Origin of the sequence: Psychrobacter sp. T6-5, from assembly GCF_052258485.2 — a bacterium.
Classification (GTDB): domain Bacteria; phylum Pseudomonadota; class Gammaproteobacteria; order Pseudomonadales; family Moraxellaceae; genus Psychrobacter.
Map to the genome: position 1 here is coordinate 3,165,115 of NZ_JBQQEY020000001.1, position 16,704 is coordinate 3,181,818.

General features: G+C 42.2%; 15 protein-coding genes. 6 read left to right on the forward strand and 9 right to left on the reverse strand.

What is annotated here, in order from left to right; translation table 11 throughout:
• Positions 1 to 39 precede the first annotated feature (39 nt).
• Positions 40 to 1,197 (reverse strand): AI-2E family transporter, encoded by a 1,158-nt coding sequence (locus ACTXGK_RS28245; protein ID WP_443514565.1) that lies wholly within the window; start codon positions 1,195 to 1,197, stop codon positions 40 to 42.
• Positions 1,198 to 2,022: 825 nt separating this feature from the next.
• Between ACTXGK_RS28245 and ACTXGK_RS28250 the strand changes: the two genes are divergently transcribed.
• Together ACTXGK_RS28250 and paeA are read left to right on the forward strand one after the other, a co-directional pair.
• Complete coding sequence (locus ACTXGK_RS28250; protein WP_058024235.1) at positions 2,023 to 3,714, forward strand: NAD+ synthase; 1,692 nt, start codon at positions 2,023 to 2,025, stop codon at positions 3,712 to 3,714.
• A 220-nt stretch (positions 3,715 to 3,934) separates the two neighbouring features.
• Positions 3,935 to 5,209 (forward strand): polyamine export protein PaeA, encoded by a 1,275-nt coding sequence (gene paeA / locus ACTXGK_RS28255; protein ID WP_443514566.1) that lies wholly within the window; start codon positions 3,935 to 3,937, stop codon positions 5,207 to 5,209.
• Between the two features lie 66 nt (positions 5,210 to 5,275).
• Here the strand turns inward: paeA and ACTXGK_RS28260 are convergent, their stop codons facing one another.
• A complete protein-coding gene (locus tag ACTXGK_RS28260; RefSeq protein WP_443514864.1) occupies positions 5,276 to 6,004 on the reverse strand; it encodes a YggS family pyridoxal phosphate-dependent enzyme in 729 nt (242 codons plus the stop codon).
• 366 nt (positions 6,005 to 6,370) lie between these two features.
• On the opposite strand from ACTXGK_RS28260, the gene ACTXGK_RS28265 reads away from it, so the two are divergent.
• Both ACTXGK_RS28265 and ACTXGK_RS28270 read left to right on the forward strand, forming a co-directional pair.
• Positions 6,371 to 7,426, forward strand: coding sequence for a type IV pilus twitching motility protein PilT (locus tag ACTXGK_RS28265; protein WP_443514567.1), 1,056 nt, complete (start codon positions 6,371 to 6,373; stop codon positions 7,424 to 7,426).
• Between the two features lie 119 nt (positions 7,427 to 7,545).
• Positions 7,546 to 8,667 carry a PilT/PilU family type 4a pilus ATPase gene (locus ACTXGK_RS28270; RefSeq protein WP_443514568.1) on the forward strand — a complete coding sequence of 374 codons (1,122 nt, stop codon included), beginning with the start codon at positions 7,546 to 7,548 and terminating at the stop codon, positions 8,665 to 8,667.
• A gap of 136 nt (positions 8,668 to 8,803) precedes the next feature.
• On the opposite strand, the gene fur is transcribed toward ACTXGK_RS28270, so the two are convergent.
• Positions 8,804 to 9,238 (reverse strand): ferric iron uptake transcriptional regulator, encoded by a 435-nt coding sequence (gene fur, locus ACTXGK_RS28275; protein ID WP_201598980.1) that lies wholly within the window; start codon positions 9,236 to 9,238, stop codon positions 8,804 to 8,806.
• 327 nt (positions 9,239 to 9,565) lie between these two features.
• On the opposite strand from fur, the gene ACTXGK_RS28280 reads away from it, so the two are divergent.
• Positions 9,566 to 9,985, forward strand: a complete 420-nt coding sequence (locus ACTXGK_RS28280; RefSeq protein WP_058024230.1) for an outer membrane protein assembly factor BamE — start codon at positions 9,566 to 9,568, stop codon at positions 9,983 to 9,985.
• Between the two features lie 50 nt (positions 9,986 to 10,035).
• On the opposite strand, the gene ACTXGK_RS28285 is transcribed toward ACTXGK_RS28280, so the two are convergent.
• The 4 genes from ACTXGK_RS28285 to ACTXGK_RS28300 all read right to left on the reverse strand — a co-directional run bounded on the left by ACTXGK_RS28285 (position 10,036) and on the right by ACTXGK_RS28300 (position 13,158).
• Positions 10,036 to 10,407: an RnfH family protein gene (locus ACTXGK_RS28285; RefSeq protein ID WP_443514569.1), complete on the reverse strand. Its 372-nt coding sequence runs from the start codon at positions 10,405 to 10,407 to the stop codon at positions 10,036 to 10,038.
• Positions 10,395 to 11,525: a hypothetical protein gene (locus ACTXGK_RS28290; protein ID WP_443514570.1), complete on the reverse strand. Its 1,131-nt coding sequence runs from the start codon at positions 11,523 to 11,525 to the stop codon at positions 10,395 to 10,397. Before ACTXGK_RS28290 ends, ACTXGK_RS28285 begins: the two co-directional genes overlap by 13 nt.
• A 309-nt stretch (positions 11,526 to 11,834) precedes the next feature.
• Complete coding sequence (locus tag ACTXGK_RS28295; RefSeq protein ID WP_075107765.1) at positions 11,835 to 12,503, reverse strand: c-type cytochrome; 669 nt, start codon at positions 12,501 to 12,503, stop codon at positions 11,835 to 11,837.
• 319 nt (positions 12,504 to 12,822) lie between these two features.
• Entirely contained in the window at positions 12,823 to 13,158 is a 336-nt protein-coding gene (locus tag ACTXGK_RS28300; RefSeq protein WP_443514571.1) for a c-type cytochrome, read from the reverse strand.
• Positions 13,159 to 13,549: 391 nt separating this feature from the next.
• On the opposite strand from ACTXGK_RS28300, the gene yihA reads away from it, so the two are divergent.
• A complete protein-coding gene (yihA, locus tag ACTXGK_RS28305; RefSeq protein WP_394210113.1) occupies positions 13,550 to 14,305 on the forward strand; it encodes a ribosome biogenesis GTP-binding protein YihA/YsxC in 756 nt (251 codons plus the stop codon).
• An 82-nt stretch (positions 14,306 to 14,387) separates the two neighbouring features.
• On the opposite strand, the gene ACTXGK_RS28310 is transcribed toward yihA, so the two are convergent.
• Both ACTXGK_RS28310 and ACTXGK_RS28315 read right to left on the reverse strand, forming a co-directional pair.
• Complete coding sequence (locus ACTXGK_RS28310; protein WP_443514572.1) at positions 14,388 to 15,101, reverse strand: HAD-IA family hydrolase; 714 nt, start codon at positions 15,099 to 15,101, stop codon at positions 14,388 to 14,390.
• Positions 15,102 to 15,241: 140 nt separating this feature from the next.
• The gene (locus ACTXGK_RS28315; RefSeq protein ID WP_443514573.1) at positions 15,242 to 16,252 is read right to left on the reverse strand and encodes an RluA family pseudouridine synthase; all 1,011 of its coding nucleotides are present in this window, start codon (positions 16,250 to 16,252) and stop codon (positions 15,242 to 15,244) included.
• Positions 16,253 to 16,704 lie beyond the last annotated feature (452 nt).

Sequence of the window (16,704 nt, forward strand, 5' to 3'; positions counted from 1 at the left end):
TGTTTGTCATTGGCAATTTTCTCTATCGATAAGGGTTTTCTATATAGACTCGTTTCCACCGACTGTGTCTTGTTCCGGATTATGTACTGGTGCTATGGCATTTGAGTCAGAGAGCGTGACGTCTTGCGGCGCAAATATCTCGTTCTTATGCTGCGATATCCACTCGCGCCATACAGCCAGACCGATAGCCAATACCACAGGGCCGATGAACAATCCAACAAAACCAAACGCAGTCAGACCACCCAATACACCGATAAAAATAATAATAAATGGGATTTTGGTTGCACCACTAATAACAATAGGACGAATAAGATTATCCACCCAGCTAATAACAAACACGCCCCATAGTGCCAAACCAATCCCTTCTGCAGTATGTCCCTGACTCAGTAGCCAAATAGACACACCGCCCCAAACGAATGGCGTACCAAAGGGAATCAACGCAATAATAAATGTGACAATGGTCAATAAGATAGGACTTGGCGCACCAGCGAAGTAATAGCCGATACCCGCCAATAACGCCTGAGCCAATGCCGTCAGCCCGATGCCGTACACTACCGCACGTGTGGTTGTACCCACAGAATCGATGTAACCATCGATGCGATTGCCAATGATGTTACGCAGCGCTTGACGAATCTGGCGAACCAGACTGGTGCCATCACGATAAAAAAAGAATAGTGTCATCAACGCCATGCCAAGCTTGGCCAGACCACTGAAAACTACGTCAAATGCTACCTTGCCATAATACAAGTGCGACTGAACCCAAAGACGAAAGGCTTCTAGCGTGCCTTCTGGGTTTTTATTGATTCGCCATAATACGTCTTTGATTTGCTGACCGATAATCGGTAAGTCTTTGAATGAGTCAGGCACATCTAGATAGCCCACTTTAATACGATAGACCAAATTACTGATTAAGCTTAACGCTTCTTGCTGCAAAATAAATACACCAATAACCAATGGCACACCTATTATCAAGGAGATGCTCACGGTCATAATGGCAGCGCTAAAATCTGGACTCAGTTTAACTTTTTCGTGAAAAAACTCATAAATAGGGAACGTCACATACGCCAAAATTGCCGCCCACAATGCCGGCACAATAAAAAACTGCACCACTTGAAAGCATAATACGAACAGCGCAACCAACAAAGTAATCGCAAGCAAGCGCTGGATAATAAATTCTTTTGTCCAATTTTCAATCATAGCGTATAAACCAAGAGCGGACAGCAAACGATAATTTTGCTGGCAAGTTTATAAATGTGTGATGAACATCAGCTTATAGACGCTGTCCATAAACTGTATCCATTAGCGAGGATGGTAGATTATAAGTATATAAAGAAAAAACAGTGTCAAACCCATTAAATCACATGACAATACAGCGTATTTACAAACTATCACTCTGATAAATAACATCGCGAAAAACGCAGCTATTACGCTCCATTATGCAATAGATTGTGATAATTATATAACGCTATGTTGTAATCTTTACTTACAACTTTGTCTATGCAAGCTTACTAGATGATGACCGGAATGACTAGCGCATAATGCATGGATTTACTGTGAAAAACAGTGCCATCGCAGCTGATTTTATGTTCAGATATTAAACTGCGATCTTATCAGGGAATTCACTGGTGCGTTCTATTTGTCACGACAATTGATGTTATACTAAAGCAATTATTTTAAGCTTTTCAATATAGTTAAGTGCATTTGTACGCTTTTATTTTTGTCGTTGCATAAACATCGCATCTATCAAAGCAGATTCCAGACCCTCTTGTATCGTCTTCTTCTAGACTATCATAAGATCTCATTTTAAGATGGCACGAGCATTTGGGATAAGAGACATAAGCAATCATGCTTTTAAGCATTGTCTCAGCGCTTATGTAGGATTTAGGCTTGTCATATCAACTCAACATTCGAGCTTGATAAGCAAGCGCGCAGTTTTGAATGAATTTCGGACTTACTTTGATTTTATTTTAAATCAATACAGACTCACCAAATTTTAATAATATATCGATAGGAACAATAACAATGTCAAAAGACACTGATAATCCCAATCTTAACCCCTCACATGAAGCCAGCAAGACCAATAAACCACAAGATACGGTCACTTTTGCTTTAGCGCAGTCACATTTTTTGGTAGGCGATATCGCAACCAACGTTGAAAAAATGCGCACGCTTGCATTACAAGCTCGCGAACAAGGTGCTGACGTTATCGTATTTCCAGAGCTGGCGCTACTAGGCTACCCTCCGCAAGATTTATTACTACGTCCAAGCCTATCAGGCCGTGTCAAAAGCGCCTTATCTACTTTGAGTGACATCGACGATATCGTCATGATTGTCGGCTATCCGCATGTCGATCATCATGGTACTTTTAACTCCGCTGCTATCCTACATAACGGTCATCAAAAGGGCTTCTATCACAAGCAGATGTTGCCAAACTATGGTGTATTTGATGAGCGCCGTTATTTTGATAAAGGTCGCAATCAAGTCTTATTTGACTATAAAGGCATTACGATTGGTCTGCTCATCTGTGAAGATTTATGGGACAAAAACCCGATTGCTGAACTCAAAAAACAAGGTGCTGACCTCATTGTTAGTTTAAACGCCTCGCCTTTTGAGATTGAAAAGCAAGACAACCGTAAAGCCATGCTTGCCAAACGCAGCCGTGAAAACAACTTGCCTATCGTCTATGTCAATGCGGTTGGCGGTCAGGACGATCTTGTGTTTGATGGCGGCTCTATGGCCGTACAAGCGGACGGCAGCGTGGCCCATGAAGCACCGCGCTTTATGAATCAGTTATTATTGGCCACTTTAGATGTCAAAACAGCTAAATTCAACAACCAAGCCAAAGCGCCATTGACCCTAAGCCGTGAGTCAGAGATGTATCAAGCGTTAGTCGTCGGTCTACGCGACTATGTCAATCACTCAGGATTCTCTGGCATTATCGTCGGATTGTCAGGTGGTATTGACTCAGCACTGACACTCTGTATCGCGGTTGATGCATTGGGCGCTGACAAGGTCTATGCCGTCATGATGCCGTACGAGTACACCTCTCAGATCAGTCTAGAAGATGCACAAGCACAAGCACGTCGCTTAAATGTCTCTTATACCGTGTGTCCTATTTTCGATGCAGTTGAAGGTATCCGTCATACATTAGCGCCTCTATTTAATAAGTCACCAGCTGATACGACCGAAGAAAACATCCAAGCCCGTGCTCGCGGTGTTGTCTTGATGGCACTGTCCAACAAGTTTGGTCATTTGGTCATCACGACAGGTAACAAATCAGAATTAGCGGTTGGTTACTCAACATTGTATGGCGATATGGCTGGCGGTTTTGACGTACTAAAAGACGTGTATAAATCACAAGTGTATAAATTAGCAAGCTACCGCAATCGCCTAGAAGACACGCCTGTCATCCCTGAGCGCGTTATTACTCGTCCACCGTCAGCTGAGCTACGTCCAGATCAAAAAGATCAGGACAGCTTGCCTGATTATGATGTATTGGACGGTATCTTGATGTCTTATATCGATGAAGACATGGGCTATCAGGAAATTATCGATAAAGGCTTTGATGCTGAGATGGTCGCAAAAGTCATCAAGATGGTAGACAATAGCGAATATAAACGCTTGCAATCGCCAATCGGTACAAAGATCAGCCACAAAGCTTTTGGACGTGAACGCCGCTATCCATTGGTCAATAAGTGGTCAATTAAAGGCTAAATCGCACTTGCCTTTCAGCTTATATGGTTTATGAATTTATGAGTTGAAAGGTGCAAGTCAGGTCGTTTGACAAAACGTCAAATTTTTCCTATTAGCTGGGTGCTTGCCCAGCTTTTTTGGTTTTTATTCACCAAACAATTTATAAATATTCCTATTTTTCCCATATAAACCTACCCAATATTTTTGACTTAATTACCTTTACTTCTTTTTCGAGTATGTCATGAGCTTGCTAACTGCCAGTGTTTTTCTTTTCCTTCTACTTGCCTTGAGTACCTTTGTCTCTGCCGCTGAAATTGCCATTGCCGCAGGGCGTAAAATCAAACTTCAAATCATGGCAAAAGAAGGTGATGTTCGCGCACTTGATGTCCTCAACATGCAGGAGCATCCCGGTAGTTTTATCACCGTGGTACAAATAGTACTAAATGCGGTTGCTATCTCGGCTGGTGCCGTGGGTGAATCAGCCATCAGTCCTTATCTAGAGCAGTTATTCAATAGTGAAGCGATCGCATCGGTCATATCATTTGTACTCATCACCAGCTTGTTTTCACTACTTGCCGATCTAATGCCCAGACGTTTGGCGATGTCGAATGCTGAGATGATAGCGGTGCGACTGGTACGCCCTATGATGCTATTAATTTTTGTATTAAAGCCGATCATATGGGTGTTCGATGGTGCTGCAAATATCCTCTTTAAGTTTTTTGGTATCTCGACCATACGCCAAGACGATATGACTCCAGAGGATATCTATGCCGTCATGGATGCGGGTGCTGAAGCGGGCGTGATCAAAAAACAAGAACATCATCTGATCGAAAATATCTTTGATATGCAAGAGCGTACCGTCACCTCGGTGATGAACCCACGCGAAAATATCGTGTATTTTGATACCAAAACCAGTACCGAAGCTGTCGTAGAGGTCATGATTGAGCAGCCGCATAATAAATTTTTGGTCTGCCATGATGACGATTTAGAACATATCGTTGGCTACGTAGAGTCTCGCAGTTTTCTGGCGTTGGTTCTAAACCAGCAAGAGGTGAGCCTGACAAACAAATCTCTGCTAAAGCCTGCGCTCTTTGTACCTGATACGTTGTCTTTGTTTGAAGTGCTCGAGATGTTTAAGTCTACTGGTGCAGACTTTGCGGTAATTGTAAATGAGTATGGGCTCGTGGTTGGGGTTATCACACTCAAAGACGTCATGAGTATCGTGATGGGTGAGCTGGTAACGCTTGAGGAACAACCTATTGTCCAGCGTACAGACAACTCATGGTTGATCGATGGTATGACCCCTATTGAAGATGTCATTCGTGCATTAGATATCGTCGACTTACCACGCAGTGAGAACTATGAGACCATCAGCGGCTTTATGATGTATATGCTTCGCAAAATCCCTAAGAAGACCGATACGATCGAGTATGCCAATTATCGGTTTGAAATCATTGCCACCGATAATCTGAAAATCACTCAAATGCTAGTGACCAAACGAGAAGATACGGTTTGATTGATTGGCCAATTAATAATTTATTCAATTGGCCTAGAACGCAGCATTTTAGCCTTGCGCACAAAACTAGTCTCGCGCACCAAAGATAGCCGTACCAACACGTACCATGGTAGAGCCATTGTCTATCGCCTCTGCCATATCACCACTCATCCCCATACTAAGCGTATCCCAAGCATTCAACTCTGGATGGCTGGCTTTGATATCGTCAAATAACGCCTTGGTTCGAGCAAAGGCATCTGTATCTGCTTTGGCAGGGATAATCATCAACCCGCGCAGTTGCAGACGCTCATAGCCTTTAATCGCTGTGACCAATGCTGGCAGTTCTGCTGGTAAGCAACCTGACTTGCTGTCTTCATTGTCAATATTTACCTGAATCAGTACGTTCAATGCTGGGAGCTCATCTGGGCGTTGATCGTTCAAACGTTTGGCAATAATATCGCGCTCAAGAGTTTGCACCCAATCAAAATGCTCGGCAATATCACGTGTCTTATTACGCTGAATACTGCCGATATAATGCCAGACGATATCCGCGCATGCAGGATTCGATTTTAGCGTATTTATTTTCTCAATGGCTTCTTGTAGATAGTTCTCGCCAAAGTGCTGCTGTCCTTCATTCGCCAAAGTAGCAATCATATTGGCAGGCTTAGTTTTTGACACTGCTAGCAAAATTGTAGTATTGGTAGATCTACTATATCGCTCAGATGCCTGTTCATAGGCTTGGGTCATTTGCTCTTTGACTTGCTGCCAATTAGCGACAAGCGTCTGATTATCAATACTTTGATTTGTCTCTTTCATATCAGTCATATATAGGGCCCTCAAAGTTTACTTAATTTTTAATAGATTTTATAAAAAGTTTATGGCTAAGACTGCTTGAATTGAATGTTTTTAATAAAAAATAACCCATTATTCATGTATAAAATTAGCTCGAAAATGACGAATTTCATATTTTCTTAAAGGAGTAGATGGTTAAATACTCACAGTCTTGTTATGATATTGTTACATGCTTTAACATATGCTACTGAATATGATAGCGGTGGTAAAGACTGCATGCTGGTTCACTCTTCAATATTTTACGCTTGAACAAAACGATTGATGGATAGTTTACCACGTGCCTTTATGCTCTTTTGTCTTACCCTGACTAATTGATAGGAATATCGGATTATGGCTGAAAAAAACACCTTAAGTATCGAAGACTTGCTACGTTTTACGGTCAAACATAAAGCATCGGATTTACATATTTCAGCTGGCATGCCTGCGATGATTCGTACCGATGGTGAGATGACACGCATCAATATGCCTGCGATGACGCACCAAGTGGTTCATCAGCTCATTTATGACATTATGAATGACAAGCAGCGCGCTGATTTTGAAGAATTTTTTGAGACAGATTTTTCTTTTGAAATTCCAAACTTGGCACGTTTTCGAGTCAATGCGTTCAATCAAAATCGCGGCGCAGGCGCGGTATTCCGTACCATCCCTTCCAAAGTATTGAATATGGAAGACTTAGGCATGGGCGACGTGTTCAAACGTGTCTCAGACTTCAAACGTGGCGTGGTATTGGTTACCGGCCCAACTGGTTCAGGCAAATCAACAACGCTAGCGGCCATGATTGATTATATTAACGAAACCCGTAAAGAGCACATTTTAACGATTGAAGATCCGATTGAATTTGTCCATGAATCGAAAAAAAGTCTGATTAACCAGCGTGAAGTGCATCGTGATACCTTAGGTTTTGAGCCTGCATTACGTTCAGCATTACGAGAAGATCCAGATGTCATCTTGGTTGGTGAATTACGTGACCTTGAGACCATTCGTTTGGCCTTGACAGCAGCAGAAACAGGGCACTTAGTATTCGGCACTCTGCATACTAGCTCAGCCGCTAAGACGATTGACCGTGTCATCGACGTATTCCCTGCCGCCGAAAAAGACATGATTCGTGCGATGCTATCGGAGTCACTACAAGCAGTTATTTCACAAACACTATTGCGTCGTCAAGCTGGTGGACGTGTAGCAGCTCATGAGATCATGCTGGGTACACCCGCTATCCGTAACTTAATACGTGAAAACAAAATTGCTCAGATGTATTCTGCCATCCAAACGGGGGCAGGCGAAGGCATGATTACACTCGATCAGACGCTAAAAAACTTGGTTGGCAAAGGCACCATTAGTAAAGATGTGGCTCGTCCTTATGCCAAGCAACCTGAGGCATTTTTATAGTCTCAACCAAATCACAAAAAAGCGTGAATGGTGCTAGATTGTTATTAGTCTCTATAAATGACCTTTAACAATTGATTTTAAATAACTTTTAATCGACTTACATCGAATGCAGGTACGATATGGACATTGATAAATTATTGCAGTTGATGATTAATAAAAATGGCTCTGACCTTTTTATTACTGCTGATGTAGCGCCTTCCATGAAAGTAAATGGAAAAATTTTACCTGTCGGTAAAACCCCTTTGACCGCTGATCAAACCATGATGTTAGTCAAAGGAGTGATGACCCCTAGCCAGCAAAAAGAATTTAAAGAGACGAACGAGTGTCAATTTGCCATCTCTGATGAAGCACAGCAAGCACGTTTTCGGGTCAGTGCATTCATACAGCGCGATATGGCAGGAATGATTTTACGGAAAATTGAGAATAAAATCCCAACTGTTGAGGAACTACGCCTACCGCCAGCACTCAAAGAACTGGCCATGAAAAAGCGTGGCATTATCTTGCTGGTCGGTGCGACTGGCACAGGTAAATCCTCTACGCTCGCGGCTATGATTGGACATCGTAACCAAAACTCTCATGGGCATATCATTACCATAGAAGACCCTATCGAGTTTGTCCATAAACATCGTGGTTGTATCATCACTCAGCGTGAAGTCGGTATCGACACTCATTCATTTGAAGCAGGACTAAAAAATACACTACGCCAAGCACCAGATGTCATCTTGATTGGTGAGATTCGTAACCGCGAGGTCATGAGCTACGCGATCCAGTACGCTGAGACAGGGCATTTGGTATTTGCAACCTTGCATGCCAATAATGCCAACCAAGCGATTGACCGTATTATTCATTTCTTCGAAACCAGTCGTCATAATCAGCTATTTATGGATTTGTCACTGAACTTGCAGGCCATTATTGCTCAGCAACTCATTCCAACTCCTGATGGCAAAGGACGCCGTGCTGCCATTGAGATTTTGTTAAACTCACAGCTGATTAGCGACTATATCCGTAAAGGTGAGGTGCATGAAATCAAAGATGTCATGACACGCTCGCGAGACAGCGGTATGCAAACCTTTGATCAAGCGCTTTTTGACTTGTATGAACAAGGAGAGATCACTTACAAAGAAGCAATTTTGCATGCTGACTCCCCTAATGACTTACGTCTGAAAATTAAGCTCAGTAGCAAAAACGGTAAGGCTAATTTAGATGAAGGTGTGGATAGTTTATCGTTAGACATCAGTTAAGTTATTGAGAGTGATGTCAGTACATACTGAAAAATTAAACTCAAAAAAGCCCTCATTATTGATAATGAGGGCTTTTTAATATGAGAGATCTTAGAGTCATGTATAAAAATAAAACTTTAATTGATAACCAAAGTCGTTACTTGGCACTGTCTCTGCAAGCTTGGTCAGCACAGATACCATATAAGACCAACGAATGACCCGATAGTTTAAAGCCGTGCTTTTCTGCGACTTTAAGCTGTTCTTCCTCGATCATCTCATTATGGAACTCAATGATTTTGCCACAAACATCACAGACCAGATGGTCGTGATGCTCTTCTTGGGTGATCTCAAACACTGACAGATTATTTTCGAAGTTGTGACGTTCTACAATACCTGCCTGCTCAAATTGAGTGAGTACACGATAGACTGTGGCAAGACCAACATCTTCACCTTGTTCGATGAGCGCTTTGTATACTTCTTCTGCACTCATATGGTGTAACTCGGCGCTTTCTAGCAGCTCTAAAATCTTGATACGAGGTAACGTAACTTTCAATCCTGCTCTACGTAAATCTTGATTGGTAAAAGAAGCCATAATATCCCTTCTGACTGTGACAGTCTTAGCAAATGAAAAACTAAAAAATATGAGATAAATAATCGTTGATGATTATTCTTTATTAAATATAAGTGGTTTTAACATCCTCAAAACAGTGCTGATGAGGTGACGAACTGCTTTATAATTGCCTGAATAACCGCAGTGCAAGCCTATGAATTTAAAATATAAATAATGAAACCATTCAGGTGGTGTTTGGTAAATAATGTCGTAAGTGGTAGGCAATTGCAAGTAAATGACGTATCATTTGTCCAAGATTGTCGGTCAGACTCGCACCATCTAACTTTGGCCGCGCCTAATTCATTTCTTATGAGTCATCTTACCATGATAAAGACATTAAATTTTCGTCCGTTAAGCCATGCCAGTGTGCTACGTAACATTGTCATCACCAGTATGCTGAGCGCTACTGTCGCTATGTCTGGCTGCTCACTATTGAGCGTTTATAAGATTGATTTGCCTCAAGGCACAGCGATTACTCAAACCCAAGCACAAAAACTAAAAGTAGGGATGAATCAGAACCAAGTACTTTATATCCTTGGCAGTCCTGCGATTAGAGATACTCTTGAACCTAAGCGCTGGGATTACATTTACGACTACCAAGCAGGCACCGAAGGCCGCCGTAAAGGCATTGCTGATGTCAAAAATGCAAGCCAACACTTAGTCGTTTACTTTGATGATAATGGTTTAGTCACTCGCATCGAAGGTATCGAGAGCTTACCAGCATCGTAATCAGTACGATTTATCAGCTTGAATGACTAACAGTTAAAATAAATAATAGCTTAACCGCGAGATTTATTTTTGCGCTGAGACATTGGATCAGCGCTTAAACTGCGATATACCTCGATACGGTCAAAAGGCTGCAATAGATAATTCAGCGGCTGTTTTTGTGCATAGATGCCCACATGCCAACGTTTAGCGGTTGGCGTTGTAATGTTTACTGCTTGCTCACACCATTTTGCCAGCGCTGCAAATTTTTCAAGCCAGCCAGCTTGACCTAGTGCTTCGTATAGACTCGTACCTTGAGTAACCTGCAAAGCCAGATAATGCTGGCGCTGCGCATCTTCCGCATACGCCAGATAGACTGTCATTAACTCCGATTGCAGCGCATTACTATTGCTATGCTTACTGCCCTCACTTGTTAGCTCAACCACTGTATCACCCAACCTATCAACGCCAATAGCAATGCCAGCGGTACAACGAGACGTATCGCGACTCGCCATAAGTTATAGAATGCTTCGCTGCTAAAGTTCAATGATTTGCGTAAATGACTGATCTTCATCTGCCATCCTGCAAATACTGATAATAGTAGTACAGCTATGCTACTCACTATAACTAGAATGCCTACCAGCCAAGTCGTTGGAATCGCAACCACCAGTAGCAACGCTAAGGCAAAAGTTATTATTAAGCTGACTAATAGCCCAAACTTATGCGTTAACTGCTGAGTACTGTAATGCAGCAAATAGCTAACGACGAATAGTACGCCAGCCCAATAGAGTAGTTGCCCAATCGGTGGTAACGACATACCACTGATAAATAACGCGACGACCCCTACCAATAACTGCAAAATCCAAATCGGTAATACCAATTTAGTGGCGCGATAATCACGGGCAGCCTTATTTTGCGCTTGTTGGCTGTTTGCTTCCACGGCGGTGAGCGTCTGCTTACTGACCAAGTTTTGCCCGAACCAGTATAATCCTGTACCTGCACCAACACTGACCAATGCTAGCGCCACTGCCCGTGCCCATTCAACCAAGCTGATATCCGTCATAGCAAAACTAATATTAGGCACACCATTTGCGATGCCCAATATTAATCCAACGACCATCAATCCGAGGCCAATAGGCAAAGGCGCGACCCCAAGCAGACTTAATAAGACAGTGATAACCATCAACCCTGCGGCAACCGCAAAACTTGGCACATCAGGGGCACTATTAAGCTCAGTCAAGGCAGTTAATATCCCTGTGCTGGCACCTGATATGATCAATGCTGCAATCACAATAGAAACCAATGCAGCCAGCCAACCAAAGCTGCGCCATATTGGGCTTGCATCTGATTCGCGAGTGAGCTTTTGCATACCAGCCAAAGGTCCCTCGACACTACGATAAGCCAAAGCTATCTCAGCATAAACGACTGGCAACGCGACCAACACCATTGCTAACAGCCATAATAACCAAAAATCGATCTCACCGATTGATGCAGGGGCGAACCAGCGAAATAATAATAACGGTAACAGTACCGCGATAAAATAAGAAGCATAACGGATCATCATAATCTCAATCCAAACGATCTAATACCATTCACAAAAACGACAGTAGCAAGTAAAACGAGTTCGATACAGCTAATCGCATTTTTGAGTATGGTATAAAGTGAATAACGGTAATTTATAATTATACAGAGCAATGAGTTGCCTCTGTAAAGGAATTCAGCTGTACATTGTCTTTTCAATATAAGGGACAAACAGTTATAAAAAAACCCCGAAATCGGGGTTTAGTAGTTCAGACATGATCAATATGTGCAAGGTGCTCAGTAATTCTATCTACAACGTGCGTATCAGACATTGATCATCAGTGCTGTTTAATTAGTGAATAGCACTCACATAGTCTGACAAGATACGAATGTCACGATCTGATAATTTCGATGCAACAGTTTGCATCATGCCCATCTCACCTTCTTTCGCAGCATCATTGACACGTTTTTGATCATCGCTATCGATATCATCAGCACGTCCAGCGGCGCGGAATAGTTTTAGCTGAGTGGCAATGTATTGAGCATGCTGTCCGCCTAATTTTGGAAACGCCGCCCAAGGGTTACCTGCAGCGTCCGGACCATGACAACCAGCACAACCAATCACACCGCGTGACTTATCACCACCCAAGAATAGTTTGGTGGCTTCTTGGTTAGTCGCAGGGTTGCCGTATCCAACACCCCAAGGTGCTTGGCTAGAGTAGTAACCCGCCACGTTGGCTAAATCCTGCTGAGACAAATTAGCAACCTGTGACTGCATGATACCGTTTTTGCGATAGCCTGCTTTAAAGTTAACTAACTGTTTATAAAGATACTTTACGTTTTGGCCGCCAAGGTTTGGCTGCGCAGGAACAATACTGACCCCATTAAGACCATGACAAGCAGCACAAACGGTTTCTGCAATTTTCTGACCTGCATCGACGTCATACTCAGGAACAATAATAGCAGCTTGTACGCTGAAACTTGCAACGCATAAGCTGGCAGCAGCGATTAACTTTTTCATTGATACAAATCCTACTAGCTCGGCGTAAGCATTATTTAGAGTGATTGCACTGATAAGATACCCAATATAGTCGCCTCTTTAATCATAGGCGTGGCATATATTTTGAGGTCTTGGACACAAGCAGTCTGAAAGTACTTACTAACATCAGGGTTTATTTTCGATTATTATAGCAAGACTTTGTATCATTTGCCTACTTAATCGTAGTATTCATCAGTTTTCTGGTGAGCATAGCCTAAAGTACAGGGCAAAAATAAAAAGCGCATTCAGGTTGTAAACCCAGCGCCCTATTTTATCGCTTCAAGCTCCATTTCTAAATGGACTACTTGCTCATATACTCGATAAGCTTGCGATAGTCATCATCGCTACAGGTATCACAGAGACCGCCTGCTGGCATTTGAATCATGCCACTTTTGATAGACTTAATGAGTGTCGGCATACCCTTTTGCTCAATAAGTTTCTGCCATTTGGCACTGTCGCCTTTTTTGATAGCATTTAGTGCGCCACTATCATGACAGGCTGCACATGAGTTATCATAAGTAGTAGCAATATCAGCCGCACCTGCGCTACTGATCATGATGCCACTTAGTAATAAGGCAGTACTGCCAACTGTTAGAGCATAATAGCCCTTACTAAGAAGTCTATTGATTGAAAACATAGAGCACCTCCTCGTGAGATTTCACGTGTCTCATCAATCGTTCTATTAAACGTCTTTCATTAAACATTGTAACAATATATGTCATACAAACATAGATAAATTATATTCAGCTTTGTTAACACTAAACACTTATTCTAATCAACAATTAACTTTAATGTTATCCTACTATTTATATGATGCTAATCGCAGTTATTTCAATAAGTAAGACAGGTAATAGTATAGAATAGCGGATAATATCAAATCGCTAACTTTATAAGGTATAAGCGCTGATAAAGAAGAGCCTCTTACCACTTTTTGCATATTTGCTGAATTGAAATCATGGCTTAAGCCAACTACCAGCTAACCAGAATTTTATACCCGTATCTAATTTTTTAAGATTAATGAGCCATTTATGAATACCCCGTTTACCGATGTTGCTGCCGAACATGCGCTGTTCAACACCAAATCCCGTCAGAAAATTCAGCAGACTGAATTTATGACATCAGCGCCCACCTTTAAGCTTTGCCCACCTGATATGGGATTAGAAGTTGCTTTTGCAGGACGCTCGAACGCTGGTAAATCCTCAGCCATCAACGCTTTGACCAATCAGCGCCAGCTTGCACGCTCGTCCAAAACACCTGGACGCACGCAAATGATTAACTTTTTTAGTATCGGTAACACTGATAGACGACTGGTTGATTTGCCAGGTTACGGCTATGCCGCTGTACCACTTGAGATGAAAAAAGAATGGCAGGTCGAACTAGAAGAGTATCTAGTATCGCGCTCAAGCCTTGCCGGCCTAGTGCTTATGACAGACATTCGTCATCCACTCAAGTTTTTTGACGAGCAGATGCTGCATTGGGCAAAAGATGGTGACCTACCCGTACACATCTTGCTGACCAAAGCGGATAAGCTTAAGTATGGTGCGTCTAAAAATGCCTTGCTCAATACCCGCAAAAGACTCAAAAAACTCGGCTTAAACTGTACTATCCAGTTATTTTCAGCCTTGAGAAAAGAAGGTCTTGATGAGCTGGCTGGTGTCATGGGTAGATGGTACGACTATCAACTGGATAATGACAAAATCATTGAATCGTCTTTTGCATTATTAGAAGGCGATGAGTTAGAAGACGCCATTGAAAAAGAAAGCGGTCAGGAAGAAAATAAATAGATATTATGGTATCAAATAAAAAAAGGGGTTTATCGTTAATATCGATGACCCCCTTTTTTATATAAGTTAAAAAGACTTTTATTTAAGCACATAATAGCTTAGCCAATGCTTGCGGCGTATCAACCTGATATGTCGGCTGCTGAGCAGCAAGCTCTGCACTTGTTGCCGTGCCATAGTTGACCGCGATACTGGTCATACCCAGTTTGGTTGCCATTTGAATATCATAGATACTGTCACCGATGAACACGGCATCAGATATTTGCTGCTGCGTGTAATTCAAGATATCAGTCAACATCTGCGGATCAGGTTTTGAGCCTGACTCATCAGCACAGCGTGTCATGACAAAATAATCGCGACTATCAGAGGCATCCAATACACGATCTAGGCCTTTTCTTTTTTTACCAGTTGCAACAGCAAGCTTTTTGCCCTGCTCCTGCAAAGTCTGCAAGATATGCTCTATCGGCTCAAAGAGTGGCGTATAGTGGCTATTAGCAATATAGTACTCTGCATAAGTCTGCTGAATGGCGAGCGTCTGCGACTCATTTGCATGAGGATATAAAATCTCGATACCATTCATTAAACTCAGACCAATGATGTCTTTCACCGCTTTATCGGTCGTCTCAAATCCATGTGCTTCTCCAGCCACGTGCATGGAATCCACAATTAAGCCGATAGAATCCATCAGCGTGCCGTCCCAGTCAAAAATAATTAGTGTCTTATCAGATAGACGATGCTCATCTGCGGGCTGAGAGTGTTGAGTAAGTTCTGGCGTATCAGTGGTAAATGATGCAGTCATGGATTCACCTTAACGAATAACAATAGTAAATAACAGATACGAAAACGTCACGGTGGCTTATTCATAAAAATAAGGTATCGTGACGTTTTCATGTTTCTATAAAGGTCTAAATTTTTAGACCAAGATGATTATATTTAGACCTATTCAGGCAATTTGGTTGTCTCTGGAAGCCAATCCGCCATGTCGTCTGGCAATGGTGCGGTAATAGGGTCATAACCCGGAATATCTAAGCGCCACGCGTGCAGACACAGACGATGAACGCCTGATTTATCATGCACGTTATACTTATCATCACCCAAGATAGCATGACCGATGTGAGCCAAATGCACACGGATTTGATGCGTGCGTCCGGTTAGTGGCTTGGCTTCGATGAGGCTTACTGGCTGACCATTAATCATAAAACGATCATGAACGATGATATCGGTTTGGCTTTCTTTCGCTTGTGAGTCTTGTGCGTCTACTTTGACACGGCGCTCACCGCTAGCAAGGGTATAACGCAGTAACGGTGCATTGATACGTTGTTCATTAAGCGCAGGCTGTCCTTTAGCCAGACATAGATAGTGCTTTTGAATAGTCTTATCTACCAAATGTTGCTGCAACACTTTAAGCGTTGAGCGTTTTTTGGAAATCATCAGTAGACCTGAGGTATCTTTGTCGATGCGATGTATCAGTTCTAGATACTTCTTACCTGTCACTTCACGCATGGCTTCGATGACACCAAAGTCCAAGCCACTACCGCCATGCACCGCAATGCCAGAAGGCTTATTCAGCACTAGCAGACCCTCATCTTCATAGACCACACGTGCTAGCAAGCTTTTGGCGAACTCAGTACTGATGATAGGTTTGTCACGTGTCGCCAACTCCACAGGTGCGATACGTACAACGTCTTCACGCTGCACTCTATCATGTGCCTTGCAGCGTTTATTGTTGACGCGCACTTCATCTGAGCGAATCATTTTATAGATGTGCGATTTTGGCAAACCCTTTAAACGGTTCAGCAAAAAGTTATCCAAACGCTGGTCGTGCTGATGTCGCGTCACTTCAAGGTAGTTTACCTTGCCGAAGTTACTAATCTCATCGTCAGCGCTTTGTGGGCGTGTTTTGCTATTGAAAATAGCAGGGGCTTTATGGGTAGGAGCGTCATCAGTCATTTTTGAGTTTGTCATTTTTAGTTAGGTATTTACACAAAGATTTGTTATAGTTTAGCATGTTGAGCGACAATTAAGCAGAGGCGACAGCAATAATCATTGTTGTTTCAGATAGCTGGTTACTGTTTTATTACTTTCCAGTGCTTACTGATTGCTAGTAAAGAGGTCTATGCTATTTACCCTGCTGCTATGAAACGTTTCATCTAATTGTAGGGCCAGTCGTTTAAAGGCATTAGCATTTAAAGGTATTCGTTACCAAACACAGCCCTATAAATTAAAACACTGTATCGAATTTTACTCGGTACCATAAAACAAATAGTGACACTAAATACCATCGCGTTAATAACTTTGACGATCAGTCTATTTATTAACGGATGACAACACCACATTGACTCACTAACTGCATGACAACGACTTTTTTTGATAACTATTTATTATTTAATGATTACTTATCT